This window comes from Gardnerella sp. KA00718, assembly GCF_049244285.1.
In the GTDB taxonomy this organism is placed as follows: domain Bacteria; phylum Actinomycetota; class Actinomycetes; order Actinomycetales; family Bifidobacteriaceae; genus Bifidobacterium; species Bifidobacterium vaginale.
Map to the genome: position 1 here is coordinate 245744 of NZ_CP058370.1, position 16519 is coordinate 262262.

Below are 16519 nucleotides of genomic sequence, written 5' to 3' on the forward strand. Positions count from 1 at the left end.
AAATGCTTGATGTATTTGTTTGCGATTTGATTTAAGAATAGGTTTATTGTGACTTTAAAGAACGTAGGCGGTTTTATACGCGATTTTTTGCGCGACTTTTCTGATCGCGTTCTTAAAACGCTTAAGCATCTTAGATGGAAGATGGTTCTTGCTGGCGTAGTTGTTGGTCTTGTTTCTGGTGCGCTTGTAGCAACTTATAGACTTGGGATTGAGTACGGAACCGATTTTGCGCGATGGATGTATGCGCAAATATTGCAAAACATGCTTTGGATTGTGCCTTGCGTGGTTTTTGCAATTGCTGCTGGGCTTTTTATTGGCTGGATGAGTCGCAAAGAAAGTATGGCGTCTGGAAGCGGCATTCCACAAGTTGTTGGATACGTTCAACGCGGTCTAAAAATGTGTTGGAACACTATTTTGCCTGTTCGATTTGTAGGCGGATTGTTGGGTTCGCTATTTGGCTTGTCTCTTGGGCGCGAAGGCCCTTCGATTCAAATCGGAGCTTGCGGCGCGCAAATGATGTCTCGCATCTTTAGAAAGGGCAATAAAAACGATACGCAAGAGCATTATGTTGTAACCGCTGGAGCGGCAGCTGGCTTATCTGCAGCGTTTAGCGCTCCACTTTCTGGGCTTATGTTTGCTATGGAAGAAGTTCAACACGGATTGTCTTCTACAGTTCTTATGGGAGCTGCTGCTGCATCTATTTGCGCGGACTTTGTGTCTCAAACATGCTTTGGACTTCGACCTGTTTTAGACTTTGGAAGAATTCCAGACTTACCAATGACACTTCATTTTTGGCTGATTCCACTTGGCATTTTTGCAGGGCTTATTGGCTCTTTAATGAACAGATCCTTGCTTGGATTACAAACGCTGTATAAGTATTTGCCAAAGTGGGCTCCCGTATCTGTAGCATGCTTAATCGCGATTCCTGTTGGCTTATATTTGCCAGATGTTCTTGGAGGAGGATCGAATCTTGTTAAGCTCTCTGAATATGGAAAAGCAAGCATAGCGCTTCTGTGCATCCTGTTTGTTGCAAAAATGCTATTTACTTCTACAAGTTTTGGATGCGGAGCGCCTGGCGGAATTTTTATGCCAATTCTTGCTGTCGGCGCACTTGCAGGCGGCGTTGCTTCTCGCGCAATAATAAGCATTCCGATTCTTGGCATTGACGCAAAGCTAATGCCAATTTTTACAGTGTGTGTTATGGCTGGCACGCTTTCGGCTTCTGTAAAAGCTCCGCTCACTTCGATTTTGCTAACTGTAGAAATGTCGGGAACAATGATTCACACTCTTCCAGTTGCTGCATCTGCTTTTATTGCGCTTCTTGTATCCGATATTTTGCACACTAAGCCAATCTATGGCGAACTTCTGGAAAGATATATGGCTTCTAATCCAAAACTTGTGCGTTAATACAACAAAAACAGCAATGTGGATAACTTTTTGGCGGAATTGCAACGTTTATTGATCCTTTAACCACATTGTTTAAATAGTATTGCCTAATGGTTTAGTATGCGATTCAATAGCCACATGGACAATATGACTATTGATAATTACGATGCTCCTTCTTGCGTTCCGCGCATTATAGAAACGTACCCGCCTCAGGCGAGTGTGATAAAAAGTATGCGCAAAAGTACATCTGATAGTAATAAGTTGGAAGATTCGACTGTTATCGCATCTTTGAATCATGCGAATCATGTGGATAATGCAGATTACGCAAATCATGTAGATTACGCGACTGGTGTATCTTCTACTTCAGTTCATAGCGATTTTGATGCATTAGATAATCATAGTGTTCAAAAAAATATTGGTAGCTTGAACTATTCGCTAAAGCCTTTTCCAAAAAATGTTGTAATCGGTTCATCGGCAAATGATGGAGTTGGTTTAAGCACTACTCTTGCTCTTCTGGCAAGTCATATATCTAGTAAAAAATATGTTGTTGCACTAATCGACGCAGATATTTCTAACGGCGGATTAGATGTTTTGTTGGGATTGGAGCAGGACGAGGGTAGAAGATTGCAAGAGGTTCAAGCTCCTTTAGGACGATTAGACGGATATGTATTGCGTTGTGAACTTCTGCACTGGAATAACGTTGATATTTTGGCTTACGCTCCTTGGAAAAGTGAAGAGCCTAAGCCATGGGTTATTGAAGCTGCTATTAGAGGTCTTTCCAACGCTTGTGATGTAGTAATTGTTGATATTGGATCTGGTTTTTCAGCAAGAAGGCTTTTAAAGAATCTTCCAACTTTAGCGCAAGTTCCAACCATATTTGCTGCAGAGCTTAGTGTTCTTGGTCTTGCCAGATTGCGCGCATATTGGCGAAGCCTAGAATCTGACCATAAAGATTACTCTAGAAAACAAACTTCTATTGTCGCAGGATTAAATCCGCGTGGTCTTTCTAAAAGGTTTTGCCCTGTAAATGTTAATGAAGCTTGTGATTATTTGCTTTGCGATGTAGAAGGCCCAATTGGTCACGATCCTAAAATGTACGAAGACATAATATCTGGTTACGGTATAAGAGATATTCCAAAATCCGCCAAAATTCCAATAGAAAAAATAACAACATGGTTGCTTGGAGACTCCTCTAATTCCTCTTTGAAAATATCTGGAAAACAATCTGAACAACAATATAAACAATCAAATTCACAATCATATGAATCTGAAAGATTCTCAAAAATATCAAGGGGTAAGCATGGTTTTAGAAGATATTGATTTTGGCATTCTGCAAGAGCTTGCGGATAACCCTCAAACAACAGATATTGTTGTTACAGACACAGGTCGCGTTTGGGTAGATAAAGGTTTTGGGTTGCAAGAGTACAATCCAAGAATTCCATTTGATAATCCTATGATTTTGCGAGAATATGCAGTTTGGCTTTGTGCACAATTAGGCAAAAGATTAGATGATTCATGCCCAATCGCAGATGCTTCTAGCCCAGTAGGAGTGCGAGTACACGCTCTTATTGCTCCAATAGTTTTAAGTGGTGCTGCTATTTCGATTCGTTTTCCCGCTTTAAAACGCTATTGCTTAACAGAGTTAAGTAGTAGAGGAATGTTTCCTATTGAATTATCTAGAATACTTTATTTATTGGTAACTCAACGTGCGAATATTTTGATTACGGGAAGCACTGGCTCTGGTAAAACAACGTTAATGAAGTCTCTTTTAGCTTCTTGTGATGAAAAAGACAGAATAGTGACTGTTGAAGAAACAAGAGAATTAGGTTCATTATCTAAGGATCATGTGTCTTTAGCTACAAGAGAAGCAAACGTTGAAGGAGTAGGCAGCGTTGGCTTGTCGGATCTTGTAAAGGCAACTTTGAGGATGAGACCAGACAGAATTATTTTAGGTGAGTGCAGAGGTCAAGAAATAGCTGATTTATTACGCGTTTTTACATGTGGTCATAAAGGTGGAATGACAACTTTGCATGCTGATAAAGTCCAAAAGGTGCCAGCCAGATTAATGTCTTTAGGGCTTCTTGCAGGACTGGAACCTTCTTCACTATGTGCTCTTGCCGCTGATGCTTTTGATGTTGTTATACATGTAGAAAGAGTAAATGGTATGCGAATTGTAAAAGAACTTGGAGTATTGCGTTCTACGGATTCTGGCGCGTTAGAAGGTGTGCCAATTTTAAGATTGAAAAATTGCGTTAATTCTAATGATAGTAATTTTTCTGCTCAGATAGAGGAAACGTCTGCTTGGAAAAATTTTGCTGTTAAATGGCATTTACCGTTGAATACAGGGTTGTTTCTGTAATTGATACCGACAGTAAAGGATTTTTTGAAAATGGGTATTGAAGAATCACTAGCTGCTCTTGTGTCTTCTTTGCGTTCTGGTGCTTCTTTTGAATCGATTATAAGAGGAGACAGCAATAATGAGAATCGCAATGGACTTATTGAAGAGACCGATAATGGCAATAACAATTACAACAGCAATAACAGCGAAAGCTATTTCCAAGTTATAAACGTTGAATCGGTGTTTAAATGGATTGATTCTCGCTGTTCTAATAGGATTAAAAATCTTAGCGCTCGCCAAAGAAGTAAAGTTAGAAAAGACATGCGCAAGGTTGCACAATCGCTTATGTCTGTATACGAATTGAGCAGTTCTATAGGATGCTCTATGACTGATTGCGTTCAAGCTGTTTCTGACTCTTATCATGCCAATAAGAGGGTTAATGATTTAAGCTCAGAAGTTTTTGCGATGCCTAAAGCAACTATTAGATTGCTAACTGCTCTACCATTTTTGGCTCTTCTTACTGGACAATTGTTGGGTGTAAATCCAATATTGATGATTTTTACAAGTTCTAGAGGATACGCACTCTTAGGTATTGGCTTATTGTTTTATGTAATCGGTCTTTTATGGGTTACATGGATCATGAAGTCATCTAAAAAAGCAATGCTGAGTGCTGTTTCTAATGTCGATTAATGAGTTAATGGTTATTAAGGATCGTGGAAAATGTTTAAGGCAATTATCGTCTGGATTATTTTAGTAGCTTATATAGTTACATTATGCAAATTTTTTACTAGACAGATGATTCTTAACCCGTGCTATGAGCGCGCTTGTAAACCTGCGATTTCTATGAGAGACAATTACGATTTTAGGCGTAACAAAGTTGAAGATATAGATCCAATTTTGGGTTTGCAAATGATGATAGTTGCTTTAAAAAGTGGAGTCGCAATTACTAGAGCGCTTGACGCTGTTGGATCATCTATTCCTGGAGGAAAAGGGATTTGGCTAAGGAATGTTTCTAAAGCACTACTTTCTGGAGATACTTGGATAGAAGCTTGGAGTGCTCCTTATGTGTGCTTCGATAAAAAAGATAAAAATCCATCTGCATCTTTTGTGTTAAGTATGTGGCTTAGACAGTCACTTAGAGAGTCATGGAGTTGTGGAAGTTCTCCAGTTCCTGTACTCATAGCGATTTTACAAAATTATGAGCAATCTATGCGAAACGTGGCAAAAAAAGAAAGCTCTAGGCTTTCTGTTCGTCTGCTTCTGCCTGTTGGGTTATGTTTTCTGCCAGCGTTTATTTTCGTAGGAATTTTGCCGACAGTATCTGCATTTATGTATTAATCGCAATCTAAAAATAAAAAATTTGTATCCCAATATTGGGTACATAAATAAAAGAAAAATAACAATAAAAATAACAAAAAGAAAGGTAACGGTGAGTGATTATGAGATTAATTACTGCTGCATTGTCAACATGGTATTGCATGTGTTCAATGCGAATGAATGAAGGATTAATTAAAGCTGAACAAGCATGTAATAGAGTGCAGAATCGTTTGAGCAAAGATTTAAAGCAGTGTGATGATGGGGCTGTTACGGCAGAATATGCTGTTGTTCTTATAGCTGCCACAGCTTTTGCTACAGTGCTTATTGCTATTGCCAAATCAGATGCTGTTCGTACAGCTATCAGTGAGCTTGTTACAAAAGCTCTACATGTTAGCTAGCTTTAAGTAAATAGTCATTTGTAAAACTGTGAAACATTGCGTGAAACTTAAAACATACTTTGAAAAACGTGATATGAAATATTTATAAAGTTTTTTTGACCGTGATGTTTATGTGATTTGTTGTGGGATTTTAACTAATGCGAAAAGAAACGAGACAAAATGGAGAATCATGTATTTTTGAACATTTTAGATAAGAGAACGACTAAGAATAATTGTATAAATAATTCAAAAGATTCTGGGGCTGTTACCGCAGAATTTGCTATTATTCTTCCTGCAGTTGTGGTACTTGCTTTAACGTTATTTTTTGTTGGTAAATCAGTAGTAAATACAATGAATTGCCATGATGCAGCAGGTCAAGTAGCATACTATGTTGCTTCGCACCACAATTCTAAAGATGCGCAAAATATAGTATCTAAAGTATCTGGAGTTAATAGTTCTGTAAAAGTCAAATATGTTGGGAATATGGCAGATATTGTTGTAAGCTGCCCAGTTGTGCCAGACCCTTTAAAAGTATTGCCATTGTCTGTGGAAGCTCGCATTAGCCAGGTTTTAATATGAGTCAAAAAATATGTAAACGATTAAGCATTTTGAATACGCAATATTACAGTTTTAAACATTTGCGTAGAGCAGATTGTGGTTCTGGAACTATGCTAGGCATAGGATTGGTAATAGCAATCTGCTCTATGCTTGTTGTTTGTGCGACTTTAGGGTCAATTTTGGTGCAAAAACACCGAGCTTACGCTCTTGCAAATGCATCGGCTATATCAGGTGCAGTTGCTATGAGAAATATGCAAGATGATGCATGTCAAGTTGCAGAGCGCACAGCAAAGGCAAATAATGGGAAAATAGAATCTTGTGTTGAAAAAGATGATGATGTATTAATCAGTCTAAGTGTGCCTTTACGACTTCCTATGGTTAATAAGATAAATGTAATGGCTAGAGCTGGTTTAATAGATTGCGACTAATAAGTGTGTGGAAAATATCAAGTATTCATGCGATTGGTCATAATGTAGCATGTTAATAGGCGATTAGCATGTTAATGTCTAAATGTTTAGAATAGAACAGAAACTTTGCTCAAGTAGAGTTGAGCTAATATTCAGGTGACGGTAGGTTATAGTTATGGCACTTGCATTGTATCGAAGGTATCGTCCAGACACGTTTGAAGGAGTGATAGGACAGAATCAAGTTACCGTTCCTCTTATGAGAGCGCTAGATCAAGGCAAAATAACGCACGCCTACCTATTTTCGGGTCCACGCGGTTGTGGAAAAACAAGCTCTGCGCGTATTCTTGCTCGTTGTATTAACTGCAAAGAGGGTCCTACTTCTAAACCATGCGGAAAATGCCAAAGCTGTAAAGATCTTGCAACAGGCGGATCAGGTTCAATAGACGTTGTAGAAATAGATGCTGCAAGCCACAATGGTGTTGACGATGCTAGAGAATTACGCGAACGTGCAGGTTTCGCTCCAGCGCGCGATCGATATAAGATTTTTATTCTTGATGAAGCGCACATGGTAACTCCGCAAGGATTCAATGCTTTGCTGAAGATTGTGGAAGAGCCACCTGAGCATGTTATGTTTATTTTTGCCACTACTGAACCAGATAAGGTGATTGGAACTATACGTTCTAGAACCCACCATTATCCGTTTAGACTTGTTCCTCCAGAAGTAATGGGACCGTATTTGCAAGACATTTGCAAAAAGGAAGGTATTCAAGCGCAAAAGGGCGTTTTGCGGCTTGCTATGCGCGCTGGCGGCGGATCCATGCGAGACACATTATCTGTTTTAGATCAGCTTATGATTGGCTCAGATGATGGTGTTATCTCGTTAGATTCAGCAGTTGCTTTGCTTGGTTTTACGCCTTCTAATCTTATTGCAGATGTTATTGATGCCCTTATTGAAAAAGACGGTGCAAAATTATATGAAGTTGTACAAAAAGTGGTAGTCGGAGGATTTGACACTCGTAAGTTTGTGGAAGATCTTCTCGGACGATTGCGTGATTTGTTGCTTTTGGTTTCTGCTGGTCCAAATTGTGCTAAAAACTTGTTAGGCGATTTATCGCCAGAAGACATGCAAGATTTGCAACGACAATCAAGTCAGCTAACTTTGAGAAGCTTGTCCAAAATGGCAGAAATCGTCAATAATGCTTTTGCGGGAATGGCAAATGCGGTTTCTCCTAGAATGAATCTTGAGATTCTTATGGCTAGACTTCTTGCTGATATGCAATCTAGTACTACTGCGCAGGAACCATTTTCTAAAGCCACTAATCAATCTCTTGCAAAGTCCTCCTCGCATCCTGCATCTTCTGCAAGGCATTTTATTGGTTCAAATTCTGCTGTAAATTCAGTTAATCCTGTTAATCCAGTAAATCCAGTAAAAATTGCTGAAGCTCCTTCGGTAATTCTTGATGATAAATCTGAAATCAACAATAACACGCAAGCGAATTGGTCAACTGCAACCGTTGAAAAACAGACAACACAAGAGCTTGACGTGGACGAAACTTGGGATAATCTGGTTAAAAATCTGCCAGACGATGTTCGTGAATACGTAGAGAGAGATCGCGTTCCAAAAGTTAGATTAGACGATGGAAATGCATCAAAAAGAAGGCTTGTATTAACTTTTGACCAGCCTATAAGCCAACATGCTTTTGCGCTCGCGATTTGCACAACAGAACCTTACGATGGTAAAAAAGTGCCAGTTGTGGTTATGAACAAAGTAAAAGACGCATTTGGAAAAAACGTTGCAATAGCGCCAGATTTAGTAGCTGCAAACGGCGAAAAAGTGGAGTCTGTTGCAAGAATGACTCCGCAACGACTAGCACAAGTTAAGCGAGACTTGCTTATGCGAAAAGCTGGAATCGTAAAAGGATTCGGAAAAATAATCGAGAAAAGTTCTGATTCAAATTCAAATAATTCGAATTCCAGTAGCGATGATGCTGGCTCTAGTGACGATTCAAGTGCTGGTGCGGAGGCTAGCGATTTATCTGGTTCTGCAATTTCAGAAAGTGCTTTAGATTTAGATATTGAGAAAGATGACGCATGGGCAGGTATGGGATCTGCTCCAATGGGAGATGCGATTGCTGCATTACAGAATGCAGATTTTAATGCTGAAGTAGTAAACGATTCAGAAAACGCAGATAACGCTGCATCTAACGCGCAGCAATGGGGGCAAAAGTCGAAGATAAGCCAGCAAAATCCTCAGCGCGCAAATTCAGAATCACAGGCAGATAATGAGTCAAAAGCACGAATCTCTGATGGTGTAAACGGCGCGCAAGAAGACGAATGTTCAATGCAGGACGAATCGTTAGAGTCGGCAACCAATTTGAGCATAGATGATTTAGAGAAGATGTTTGAGGTGAAATCTGTAAAAGAATTCGCTGCAAGTGATCCAAAAAATCCTAAAAATGCAGGATTGCATAAGCGAAAGCAAGAGGAGTAAGTAAAAGTGCATAACGTGTCATCGTATGACGGTGCAATAGGCAGAGTTATTGATGCGTTCTCTAAGCTTCCAGGAATAGGACCAAAAGGCGCGCAGCGAATTGCATTCTATATACTTTCATCATCTGATGTACAAACGCAGGATTTAATTGACGCAATCAGTGACTTGCGCGAGAATGTGCGATTTTGTGAAATTTGCGGAAATGTTTGCGAGCAAAGTCCTTGTGTTATTTGCCAAGATCCGCGAAGAGATCACACAAAAATATGCGTTGTAGAAGAGCCAAAAGACATTATGAGCATTGAGAGAACTCACGAATACGCTGGCGTTTACCACGTTTTGGGCGGTGCCATTAATCCAATGGCAAACATTGGACCTGCAGACTTAAAAATAACGCAACTACTTGAGCGCTTAAAAGACGCGCAAGTAAAAGAAGTCATTTTAGCGCTTGACCCAAATATTGAAGGAGAAGCTACAGTAACTTATTTAGCACGTTTGCTTGAGCCGCTTGACATAAGTATTACGCGACTTGCAAGCGGATTGCCAGTTGGTGGAGACTTAGAGTATGCAGACGAGATAACTCTTGGTCGCGCATTTGCAGGAAGACAAGAAGTATAGAAGATTTGTGAATTCATAAGCAAACGCGTTTGATAAGTCGCAAGAAACCGCTTGTTGTATATACGCCACTCATAATATCTCTAAAACTAAAAATAAATAGAGCACAGTTGATAGTCTAATTTTAGATTAGTCTTATTTGGATTAATTCTTATTGCATTAGCGTGCTTTAGATAATAGTGACGGCTGAACATAAGGGGTTACAGTGGCTCTTATAGTGCAGAAATACGGTGGATCGTCCGTAGAAGATACGGACGCAATTCAGCGTGTAGCCAAAAGGATTCTTGATACAAAAGCTGCTGGTAACGATGTTGCTGTTGTCGTTTCCGCTATGGGAGATACCACAGACGACTTGATTGACCAAGCAATGAGTGTAAATGCGCATCCTCCTGCTAGAGAGATGGATATGCTTATGACTGCAGGAGAGCGTATTTCCATGAGTCTTCTAGCAATGGCTATTCATGCTCAAGGCTCGCACGCATACTCTTTTACTGGTTCTCAAGCTGGATTTATGACAGACGCGCAATTTGGAGCAGCTCATATTCGCGCTGTTAAGCCAGATCGTGTTCAGCATGCGCTTAAAAAAGGCAGTGTTGCTATTGTTGCAGGATTCCAAGGAATCAGCGAGATTGGTGACGACACAACGCTTGGTAGAGGCGGATCAGACACTTCGGCAGTGGCGCTTGCTGTTGCTCTTGGAGCAGATGTTTGCGAGATTTACACAGATGTTGATGGCGTATTTACGGCAGATCCTCGAATTGTTCCAACCGCAAAGCGAATTCCTGTTATCGATTATGATTCAATGCTTGAGATGTCATCTTGCGGATCTCGAGTGTTAGCTTTGAGATGCGTTGAATACGCACAAAGATTCAGTATGCCTCTTCATGTTCGCAGCTCGTTTTCGCACAGAAACGGAACATTAATTGTGCCGAGTGGAGTAAATCCAAAGAGCTTGCCGAATTTAAACTAATTATTTATTAAAGAAGACACAAGCATAACAACAGACAGAACGCATAGGCAATAGACATAAGGCGGCAAAAATGGCAAATAAAATAACAAATGTAGACATTCGCTCAACAATGGGCGATTTATTCCCAGACTTAGGCCCAGAGACCCCTGTGATTTCTGGCGTTGCACACGATAGAAGCGAATCTATGATTACTCTTCGAGGCGTTCCCGATAAGCCTGGAAACGCTGCAAAGGTGTTTACAACTCTTGCTGCTGCAGACGTTAACATAGACATGATTGCTCAGGCAAGCGCATCCACCGAAACGGCTGACATATCGCTTACGGCTCCAAGCTCGTCCCTAGACGCCGTTTGCAAGGTTTTGCAGGGCGCGCGCGGCGAATTGCAGTTTACGTCTATGGACGTGGACCCTTCTGTTGGCAAAGTCGCAGTTGTTGGCGTTGGAATGAAAACCTATTCTGGTCTCGCAGCAACCTTCTTTACAGCGCTAAGCGATCACGGTATTAATATTCTTATGATTTCTACATCAGAAATTCGTATTGCAGCGATTGTTCCAGTAAAACAGCTTGACGAAGCGGTTCGTGCGCTTCACACAGCCTACGGATTAGACGCAAGCAAAGTCGAAGCTGTTGTTTATGGAGGAAGCGGACGCTAATCGCGCGCAAAAATTACGCAAAAATCACGCTTAAATAATCGCAAAAATCAAAGAAAATCGCAAAAACACGCAAAATAAGGGAGACAAAATGGCAATTATAAGCAACAAAGGCGTAAACCTTGCGGTTTTAGGCGCCACTGGCCAAGTTGGAATGGTTATGCGCCGCGTATTAGACGAGCGCGATTTTCCAATTAAAAACTTGCGATTTTTGGCTTCCGCACACTCCGCTGGAACTGTTTTGAAATATCGCAGCAAAGATGTTGTTGTAGAAGATGTAGAAAAAGCAGATTTAAGTGGAATTGACATTGCGATTTTCTCCGCAGGCGGCGGAACATCCAAAGTGTGGGCACCGCGATTTGCAGATGCGGGTGCAATAGTAATAGATAATTCTTCTCAATGGCGTATGCATAACGATGTGCCTCTTGTAGTTGCAGAAGTAAATCCAGAAGATTTAAATGATATTCCGCGTGGGATTGTTGCCAACCCTAATTGCACAACAATGGCGTGCATGCCTGTTTTAAAGCCGCTTTCCGATGCTTTTGGCTTAAAGCGACTTATTGTATCTTCTTATCAAGCGGTTTCTGGAGCTGGCAGAGCTGGAGCGTTGCAGCTTATGAACGAAGCGCAAGCTGCCTTAGATCAGGGCGCGGATAAGCTTGTGTTTGATGGGGATGCTATTGATTTTCCGCAACCAACAAAAGTTGCGCGCACAATCGCATTTAACGTTGTGCCATTCATTGGTGCGATTGTTGAGGATGGTTCGCAAGAAACCGACGAGGAGCAAAAGCTCCGCAATGAAAGTCGTAAGATTCTGCATCTGCCAAAGCTTGCAGCAAGCTGCACATCCGTGCGCGTAGGCGTTTTTACAGGTCACGGAATGAGCATTAATGCCGAATTTGAGTGCGATGTAACTCCAGATATGGCTCGCGAAGTGCTAAAATCGGCCGCTGGCGTTGCGCTAGATGATATTCCTACTTCGCAACTTGCTGCAGGAAAGTCTGCAAGCTACGTTGGTCGTATTCGCCAAGATCAAGCGGTTGATGGAAAGCACGGATTGGCAATGTTTATTACAAATGACAATCTTCGTAAGGGTGCTGCTCTTAACGCTGTGCAATTGGCGGAAATCGTAGCTAAAAAACGACACTTTGTGGATTGATTAGACCTGCGCGAATTCGCTATTATAAAAAATTTTACGTAAAATGTAATTATGTCTATAGCTTCGCAAGAAATACAAAAGCAGCTTGATCGTATTGTTGCTCTTGGCTACCCAGATGTTGCAGATATGAGTGCTGCATCGTTTCGTGCTTTAGCTTTGCCGCTTATTCGCGCTCTTGATCAAAGCGATTTGGGTACTAATATTCTTCTTGTGCCTACTCGTGAGCTAGTTTCGCCAGAATCCTTAATTTCTAGGACGAGTATTGATCGTATGGCTGGTTTTACAACAATGCCGCCTAGAGATATAGCTAGTTTCCTGCCACAAGATGGTTTTGAGCCTCCAGAAGGTCCGTTTTACTTGGCATTAGACCCTCATACAGGTACATCGTATTTGAATCGTGAGCCAGATGTTGCCAGAAAACTTATAGATTCAGACGAGCGTCTTCCTTTGACTTTAGAAGAAGGATTGGCGGTTGTTACTCAGCATCCAGACTGGCTTGAAATAAAAAATGGTTTTAATCTTCTTGGGTCTAAAAGTTCCGATGGAAGAGTGCCGAGTATTTGGATGAGTCAAGGTGCTCCTCGTCTTGGAGCTGTATGGCCAAATTCAAGGCATACTTGGCTTGGCAACGCATATTGTACAGCACGTCGTGGTGTATCTCTATTCCAATGAAGAGTATTAAATATTAATCTAATAAATTAAGAAGTTGATAGAAAAAGCGTCATTAGGTAGTAAGTAAGCAAGGTGTATTGTGGCATACATAACTTTTGATCATGTTGTAAAAGAGTATCCATCTGGATCAAGTGTTGTGCGCGCTCTAGATGATGCTAGTTTTACAGCCGAGCGCGGTAAGCTCACCGTAATACTAGGGGCTTCGGGCGCAGGTAAAACTACAGCATTGAATATTTTAGGCGGTATGGATACGGCAACAAGCGGTAGCGTAACTGTTGGTGATTTAAATATTACAAAGCTAAATGGTCGTGGGCTTGTAAAGTATCGAAGAGAAGATATTGGTTTTGTTTTTCAATTCTATAATCTTGTTCCAAACTTGACGGCGTTAGAAAACGTGGAGCTTGCTTCACAAATTTGCTCAGATCATTTTGATCCAGCTCAAACACTTATTGACGTAGGGTTGGAAAAAAGACTTAATAATTTCCCAGCACAACTTTCTGGAGGCGAACAGCAGCGAGTTTCTATTGCGCGCGCACTTGCTAAAAAGCCTAAGTTGCTTTTATGCGATGAGCCTACGGGTGCGCTAGATTATGAAACCGGAAAAGCTGTTTTGCAATTATTGCAAGATATTTGCCAAAAAGAAGGAATGACGGTTCTTATTATTACTCATAATGCTGCTATTGCTCCTATGGCTCATAAAGTTGTGAGATTCCATTCTGGAAAAGTCGTGAGCGAAACAGTACAAGAAAATCCTACGGCAATTGCAGATATTGAATGGTGATTTGTAGAGTGGTGGTTTGTAGTGAGTAGCGAAACTGTAAAATCTAAGAAAATCAAGCGTAAATATGCGATTCGTAATAAGCGCTCACGCTCTATTTTTCCAATGGTTTTTATTAGTGCTATTAGAATGTGGTTCCACGAATGGCGTCGTTTTTGCATACTAGCAGTTATAGCAATGCTTGGCGTTGCAGTTATGACTGGCATTTATGCAGGATGCAACGATATGCTTCTTGGAGCAAATGATACTTACTCTAAGCTCAAAGCTTACGACCTACAAATTGTTTCTACGCTTGGCTTGACTGACAAAGATGTTAAAGCAATCAAAAAATTACCATTTGTTAGTGAAGCAGAGGCGGGAAAGTCGTTTAAAGCTACTGCTCATCCTTCGAATAATGCCAATTTGTCTTATGCAATGAACGTAGTTCAATATAATCACAATGTTAAAAAACTGAATCGTCTGCATTTAATGCGTGGCAATATGCCAACAAACAATCGTCAAGCTGTAGTAACCGAGCGATTTTTGCACAATAGCGGATTGCGCATTGGTAGCACACTGTTTTTGAGTATGCAACAAGTCGCTAATCAGCCTAATTCGTCTAATCAACCGATTCAAAATCAAAAATATAAGCTTCTAATTACAGGAAGCGTGTTAGACGTAAACGATTTGGATAATCCAAACGGGTATCAATCAAAAGCTTTCCGCAATTCCGTAATATCACGCTACCCTATTTTTACCTCTGCGATTACTGAAAGCACAAATAATCTTCCATACACAGCTATATATGTGCGCCTAAATGAGGCTCGACGCGTTAACGATTTTTCGCAAAAGTATCGCGCAATTGTGGCAAATGCTTCAAACCAGATTAAAGACAGTGTGCAAAGCGATTGCCAAGAGGCGCGCACAAATCAGGTTGTAAAAGACCAGACTAATCAACAAGTAGATCAAACTATAGCCAATATGCCAATGCTTAAAAACGCTCCCGACTCGGTTTTGGCTAAGGCTCGCGCGCAAATTTACGCAAAAATTAAGCCAGAAGTGCAAAAGCATGTTCCTCAAGCAAGATGGCATATTTTTGCTCGCATATCAAACGGGAGCTATACTCGCTTGCGTTCTGATGTTGCCTCGATTCAATCTCTTGGATACGCTTTCCCAGTGCTTTTTCTTGTGGTGGCAATGATGATGAGCCTAACAGCCATGGCAAGAATGGTAGAAGAAGAACGAGGACTAATTGGAACATACTTAAGCTTAGGTTATGGACGTTGCGCAGCAATAACAAGGCACGCTTTCTTTGCGATTTTTGCCTGTCTAGTAGGCGGCGGAATTGGCGATATTCTAGGATTCTTAGCAATTCCATCTTTACTACTTAAGATTTTGCGCGGATTGTACACAGTTCCAGGAGTTGTTTTACGATACGATTGGCTTTATGGTTCGATTTGTGTACTCGCGTTTGTAATACCAGTTGCAATATGCACAATAATCGTAAGCTGGAGGGAGACAAGGCAAGTACCATCGGCATTATTGCGTCCAAAATCTCCAAAAGCTGGCGCTCGCGTGCTTCTTGAACATTTACCTTTTATCTGGAATCGTCTAAGTTTCCTCAACAAAGTATCTATAAGGAATCTGGCTCGTTTTAAAGGCAGACTATTTATGACGATTGGCGGTGTAGCTGGTTGCACGGCATTAATCGTGTGTGCTTTAGCATTAAACGATACTGTAGCCACTCTTGGAATCCGCCAATATGACGGCATTTACCGCTACGATATGATTTCTATTTCCACTCCAGATGCATTTCAAAATATGAAGAAAAGTGTGCAAAAAGATAAATCCAGCAATCTTGTTGATACCATTTTGCCTGCCTACATTAGCTCTGGAGAAATCGCAAAAAGCGATGCAGATAATGGTAAATCTAATAGCAATTCCAATAACAATTCGCATAATAAAATCGTTGGAGATTCTGAAAGCGTACAAATCGTAGTTGTTAAAGATGCCGCAGCTTTGTCTAATATGGTTCGTCTACAAGATGTTAACAATAATTTGCAAAATATTTCACTTAATGATGATGGTCCGCTTCTTTCACAGAGTGCAGCATCGTCGTTGGGAATTGCGAGCGGAAACTATATTACAATAACAAACTCCAGTTTTAAGCGCGCAAAAGTGAAGTTGCGTGCAGTCGTGCGTAATCTTATTGGTTCAAATATTTATATGACTTCTCGCTGCTATGAAAGAATATTCGGTTTTAAAAATGGGAAAAATGTTAAGAATAATGCGCTAATTATGCGTCTTCGTGGAGACGATGATGCAAGAATGCGTTACGCAGACCATGTGGCAGATAGGGATGGCGTGTTAGCTGTTATGAACATTACGCGCATGAAACATTCGTTTAGCTTTGATTTAATGAATGCTGTGGTTGCGCTTATAGTAACTCTTGCAGCAGGTTTGGCGTTAGCTGTGCTGTTTACATTGGCAAGCACTAATATTTCGGAACGTGCGCGAGAGATGGCAACTTTAAAGGTTCTTGGCTTTTATCGTAGAGAAGTTCATGCTTACGTGCATAAGGAGATGCTTACTCTTACTGTAATTGGTATTCTTGTTGGTCTGCCTCTTGGAAGATTGGTTGCAGGCTTGTTAACAAATGCTTTGCGCATGCCTTCTCTGTATTTTGAGGTTGAAGTATCTCCATTAAGCTACGCTATTGCTGGCTTTGCAACGCTGGTCTTTGCTTTAGTTGTTCAATGGTCAACTAATCCCGCGTTGGACCGCATTGACCCTGTTAGTTCGCTTAAAAGTGTTGAATAAAGTTGA

The 16519-nt window shown here is 40.8% G+C and carries 16 protein-coding genes; all 16 read left to right on the top strand.

The window, feature by feature from the left end:
* Positions 1–48 precede the first annotated feature (48 nt).
* The 16 genes from HXT55_RS00965 to HXT55_RS01040 all read left to right on the top strand — a co-directional run bounded on the left by HXT55_RS00965 (position 49) and on the right by HXT55_RS01040 (position 16513).
* Positions 49–1407: a ClC family H(+)/Cl(-) exchange transporter gene (locus HXT55_RS00965; protein ID WP_020760132.1), complete on the top strand. Its 1359-nt coding sequence runs from the start codon at positions 49–51 to the stop codon at positions 1405–1407.
* Positions 1408–1524: 117 nt separating this feature from the next.
* Positions 1525–2706 (top strand): hypothetical protein, encoded by a 1182-nt coding sequence (locus tag HXT55_RS00970; protein ID WP_103013275.1) that lies wholly within the window; start codon positions 1525–1527, stop codon positions 2704–2706.
* Positions 2687–3745 carry a CpaF family protein gene (locus HXT55_RS00975; protein ID WP_004574825.1) on the top strand — a complete coding sequence of 353 codons (1059 nt, stop codon included), beginning with the start codon at positions 2687–2689 and terminating at the stop codon, positions 3743–3745. The genes HXT55_RS00970 and HXT55_RS00975 overlap by 20 nt, the downstream gene beginning before the upstream one ends.
* A gap of 30 nt (positions 3746–3775) precedes the next feature.
* Positions 3776–4414: a type II secretion system F family protein gene (locus tag HXT55_RS00980; protein WP_004114160.1), complete on the top strand. Its 639-nt coding sequence runs from the start codon at positions 3776–3778 to the stop codon at positions 4412–4414.
* Positions 4415–4444: 30 nt separating this feature from the next.
* A complete protein-coding gene (locus HXT55_RS00985) occupies positions 4445–5062 on the top strand; it encodes a type II secretion system F family protein (RefSeq protein WP_048730761.1) in 618 nt (205 codons plus the stop codon).
* Positions 5063–5163: 101 nt separating this feature from the next.
* Positions 5164–5439 carry a DUF4244 domain-containing protein gene (locus HXT55_RS00990; RefSeq protein WP_041160663.1) on the top strand — a complete coding sequence of 92 codons (276 nt, stop codon included), beginning with the start codon at positions 5164–5166 and terminating at the stop codon, positions 5437–5439.
* Positions 5440–5598: 159 nt separating this feature from the next.
* Positions 5599–5997, top strand: coding sequence for a TadE/TadG family type IV pilus assembly protein (locus HXT55_RS00995; RefSeq protein ID WP_014554844.1), 399 nt, complete (start codon positions 5599–5601; stop codon positions 5995–5997).
* On the top strand, positions 5994–6404 hold the full coding sequence (locus tag HXT55_RS01000) for an Rv3654c family TadE-like protein (RefSeq protein WP_014554843.1): 411 nt from the start codon (positions 5994–5996) through the stop codon (positions 6402–6404). Before HXT55_RS00995 ends, HXT55_RS01000 begins: the two co-directional genes overlap by 4 nt.
* A gap of 154 nt (positions 6405–6558) precedes the next feature.
* The gene (gene dnaX / locus HXT55_RS01005; protein ID WP_020760441.1) at positions 6559–8874 is read left to right on the top strand and encodes a DNA polymerase III subunit gamma/tau; all 2316 of its coding nucleotides are present in this window, start codon (positions 6559–6561) and stop codon (positions 8872–8874) included.
* A 6-nt stretch (positions 8875–8880) separates the two neighbouring features.
* The gene (recR, locus tag HXT55_RS01010) at positions 8881–9489 is read left to right on the top strand and encodes a recombination mediator RecR (protein WP_004114171.1); all 609 of its coding nucleotides are present in this window, start codon (positions 8881–8883) and stop codon (positions 9487–9489) included.
* 202 nt (positions 9490–9691) lie between these two features.
* Positions 9692–10456 carry an aspartate kinase gene (locus tag HXT55_RS01015; protein WP_004114173.1) on the top strand — a complete coding sequence of 255 codons (765 nt, stop codon included), beginning with the start codon at positions 9692–9694 and terminating at the stop codon, positions 10454–10456.
* A 70-nt stretch (positions 10457–10526) separates the two neighbouring features.
* Entirely contained in the window at positions 10527–11108 is a 582-nt protein-coding gene (locus HXT55_RS01020) for an ACT domain-containing protein (protein ID WP_004114175.1), read from the top strand.
* A gap of 88 nt (positions 11109–11196) precedes the next feature.
* Complete coding sequence (locus tag HXT55_RS01025) at positions 11197–12264, top strand: aspartate-semialdehyde dehydrogenase (RefSeq protein WP_174142963.1); 1068 nt, start codon at positions 11197–11199, stop codon at positions 12262–12264.
* A gap of 51 nt (positions 12265–12315) precedes the next feature.
* Complete coding sequence (locus tag HXT55_RS01030) at positions 12316–12936, top strand: DUF5701 family protein (RefSeq protein ID WP_004114180.1); 621 nt, start codon at positions 12316–12318, stop codon at positions 12934–12936.
* A 79-nt stretch (positions 12937–13015) separates the two neighbouring features.
* Entirely contained in the window at positions 13016–13717 is a 702-nt protein-coding gene (locus tag HXT55_RS01035; RefSeq protein ID WP_004114181.1) for an ABC transporter ATP-binding protein, read from the top strand.
* 21 nt (positions 13718–13738) lie between these two features.
* The gene (locus tag HXT55_RS01040) at positions 13739–16513 is read left to right on the top strand and encodes an FtsX-like permease family protein (protein WP_174142962.1); all 2775 of its coding nucleotides are present in this window, start codon (positions 13739–13741) and stop codon (positions 16511–16513) included.
* The last annotated feature ends 6 nt before the right edge of the window (positions 16514–16519 follow it).

Coding starts and splice junctions, on each gene's coding strand:
- HXT55_RS00970 (WP_103013275.1), top strand. CDS start 1,525: ATGGACAATATGACTATTGATAATTACGATGCTCCTTCTTGCGTTCCG.
- HXT55_RS00975 (WP_004574825.1), top strand. CDS start 2,687: ATGGTTTTAGAAGATATTGATTTTGGCATTCTGCAAGAGCTTGCGGAT.
- HXT55_RS00980 (WP_004114160.1), top strand. CDS start 3,776: ATGGGTATTGAAGAATCACTAGCTGCTCTTGTGTCTTCTTTGCGTTCT.
- HXT55_RS00985 (WP_048730761.1), top strand. CDS start 4,445: ATGTTTAAGGCAATTATCGTCTGGATTATTTTAGTAGCTTATATAGTT.
- HXT55_RS00990 (WP_041160663.1), top strand. CDS start 5,164: ATGAGATTAATTACTGCTGCATTGTCAACATGGTATTGCATGTGTTCA.
- HXT55_RS00995 (WP_014554844.1), top strand. CDS start 5,599: ATGGAGAATCATGTATTTTTGAACATTTTAGATAAGAGAACGACTAAG.
- HXT55_RS01000 (WP_014554843.1), top strand. CDS start 5,994: ATGAGTCAAAAAATATGTAAACGATTAAGCATTTTGAATACGCAATAT.
- dnaX (WP_020760441.1), top strand. CDS start 6,559: ATGGCACTTGCATTGTATCGAAGGTATCGTCCAGACACGTTTGAAGGA.
- HXT55_RS01020 (WP_004114175.1), top strand. CDS start 10,527: ATGGCAAATAAAATAACAAATGTAGACATTCGCTCAACAATGGGCGAT.
- HXT55_RS01025 (WP_174142963.1), top strand. CDS start 11,197: ATGGCAATTATAAGCAACAAAGGCGTAAACCTTGCGGTTTTAGGCGCC.
- HXT55_RS01030 (WP_004114180.1), top strand. CDS start 12,316: ATGTCTATAGCTTCGCAAGAAATACAAAAGCAGCTTGATCGTATTGTT.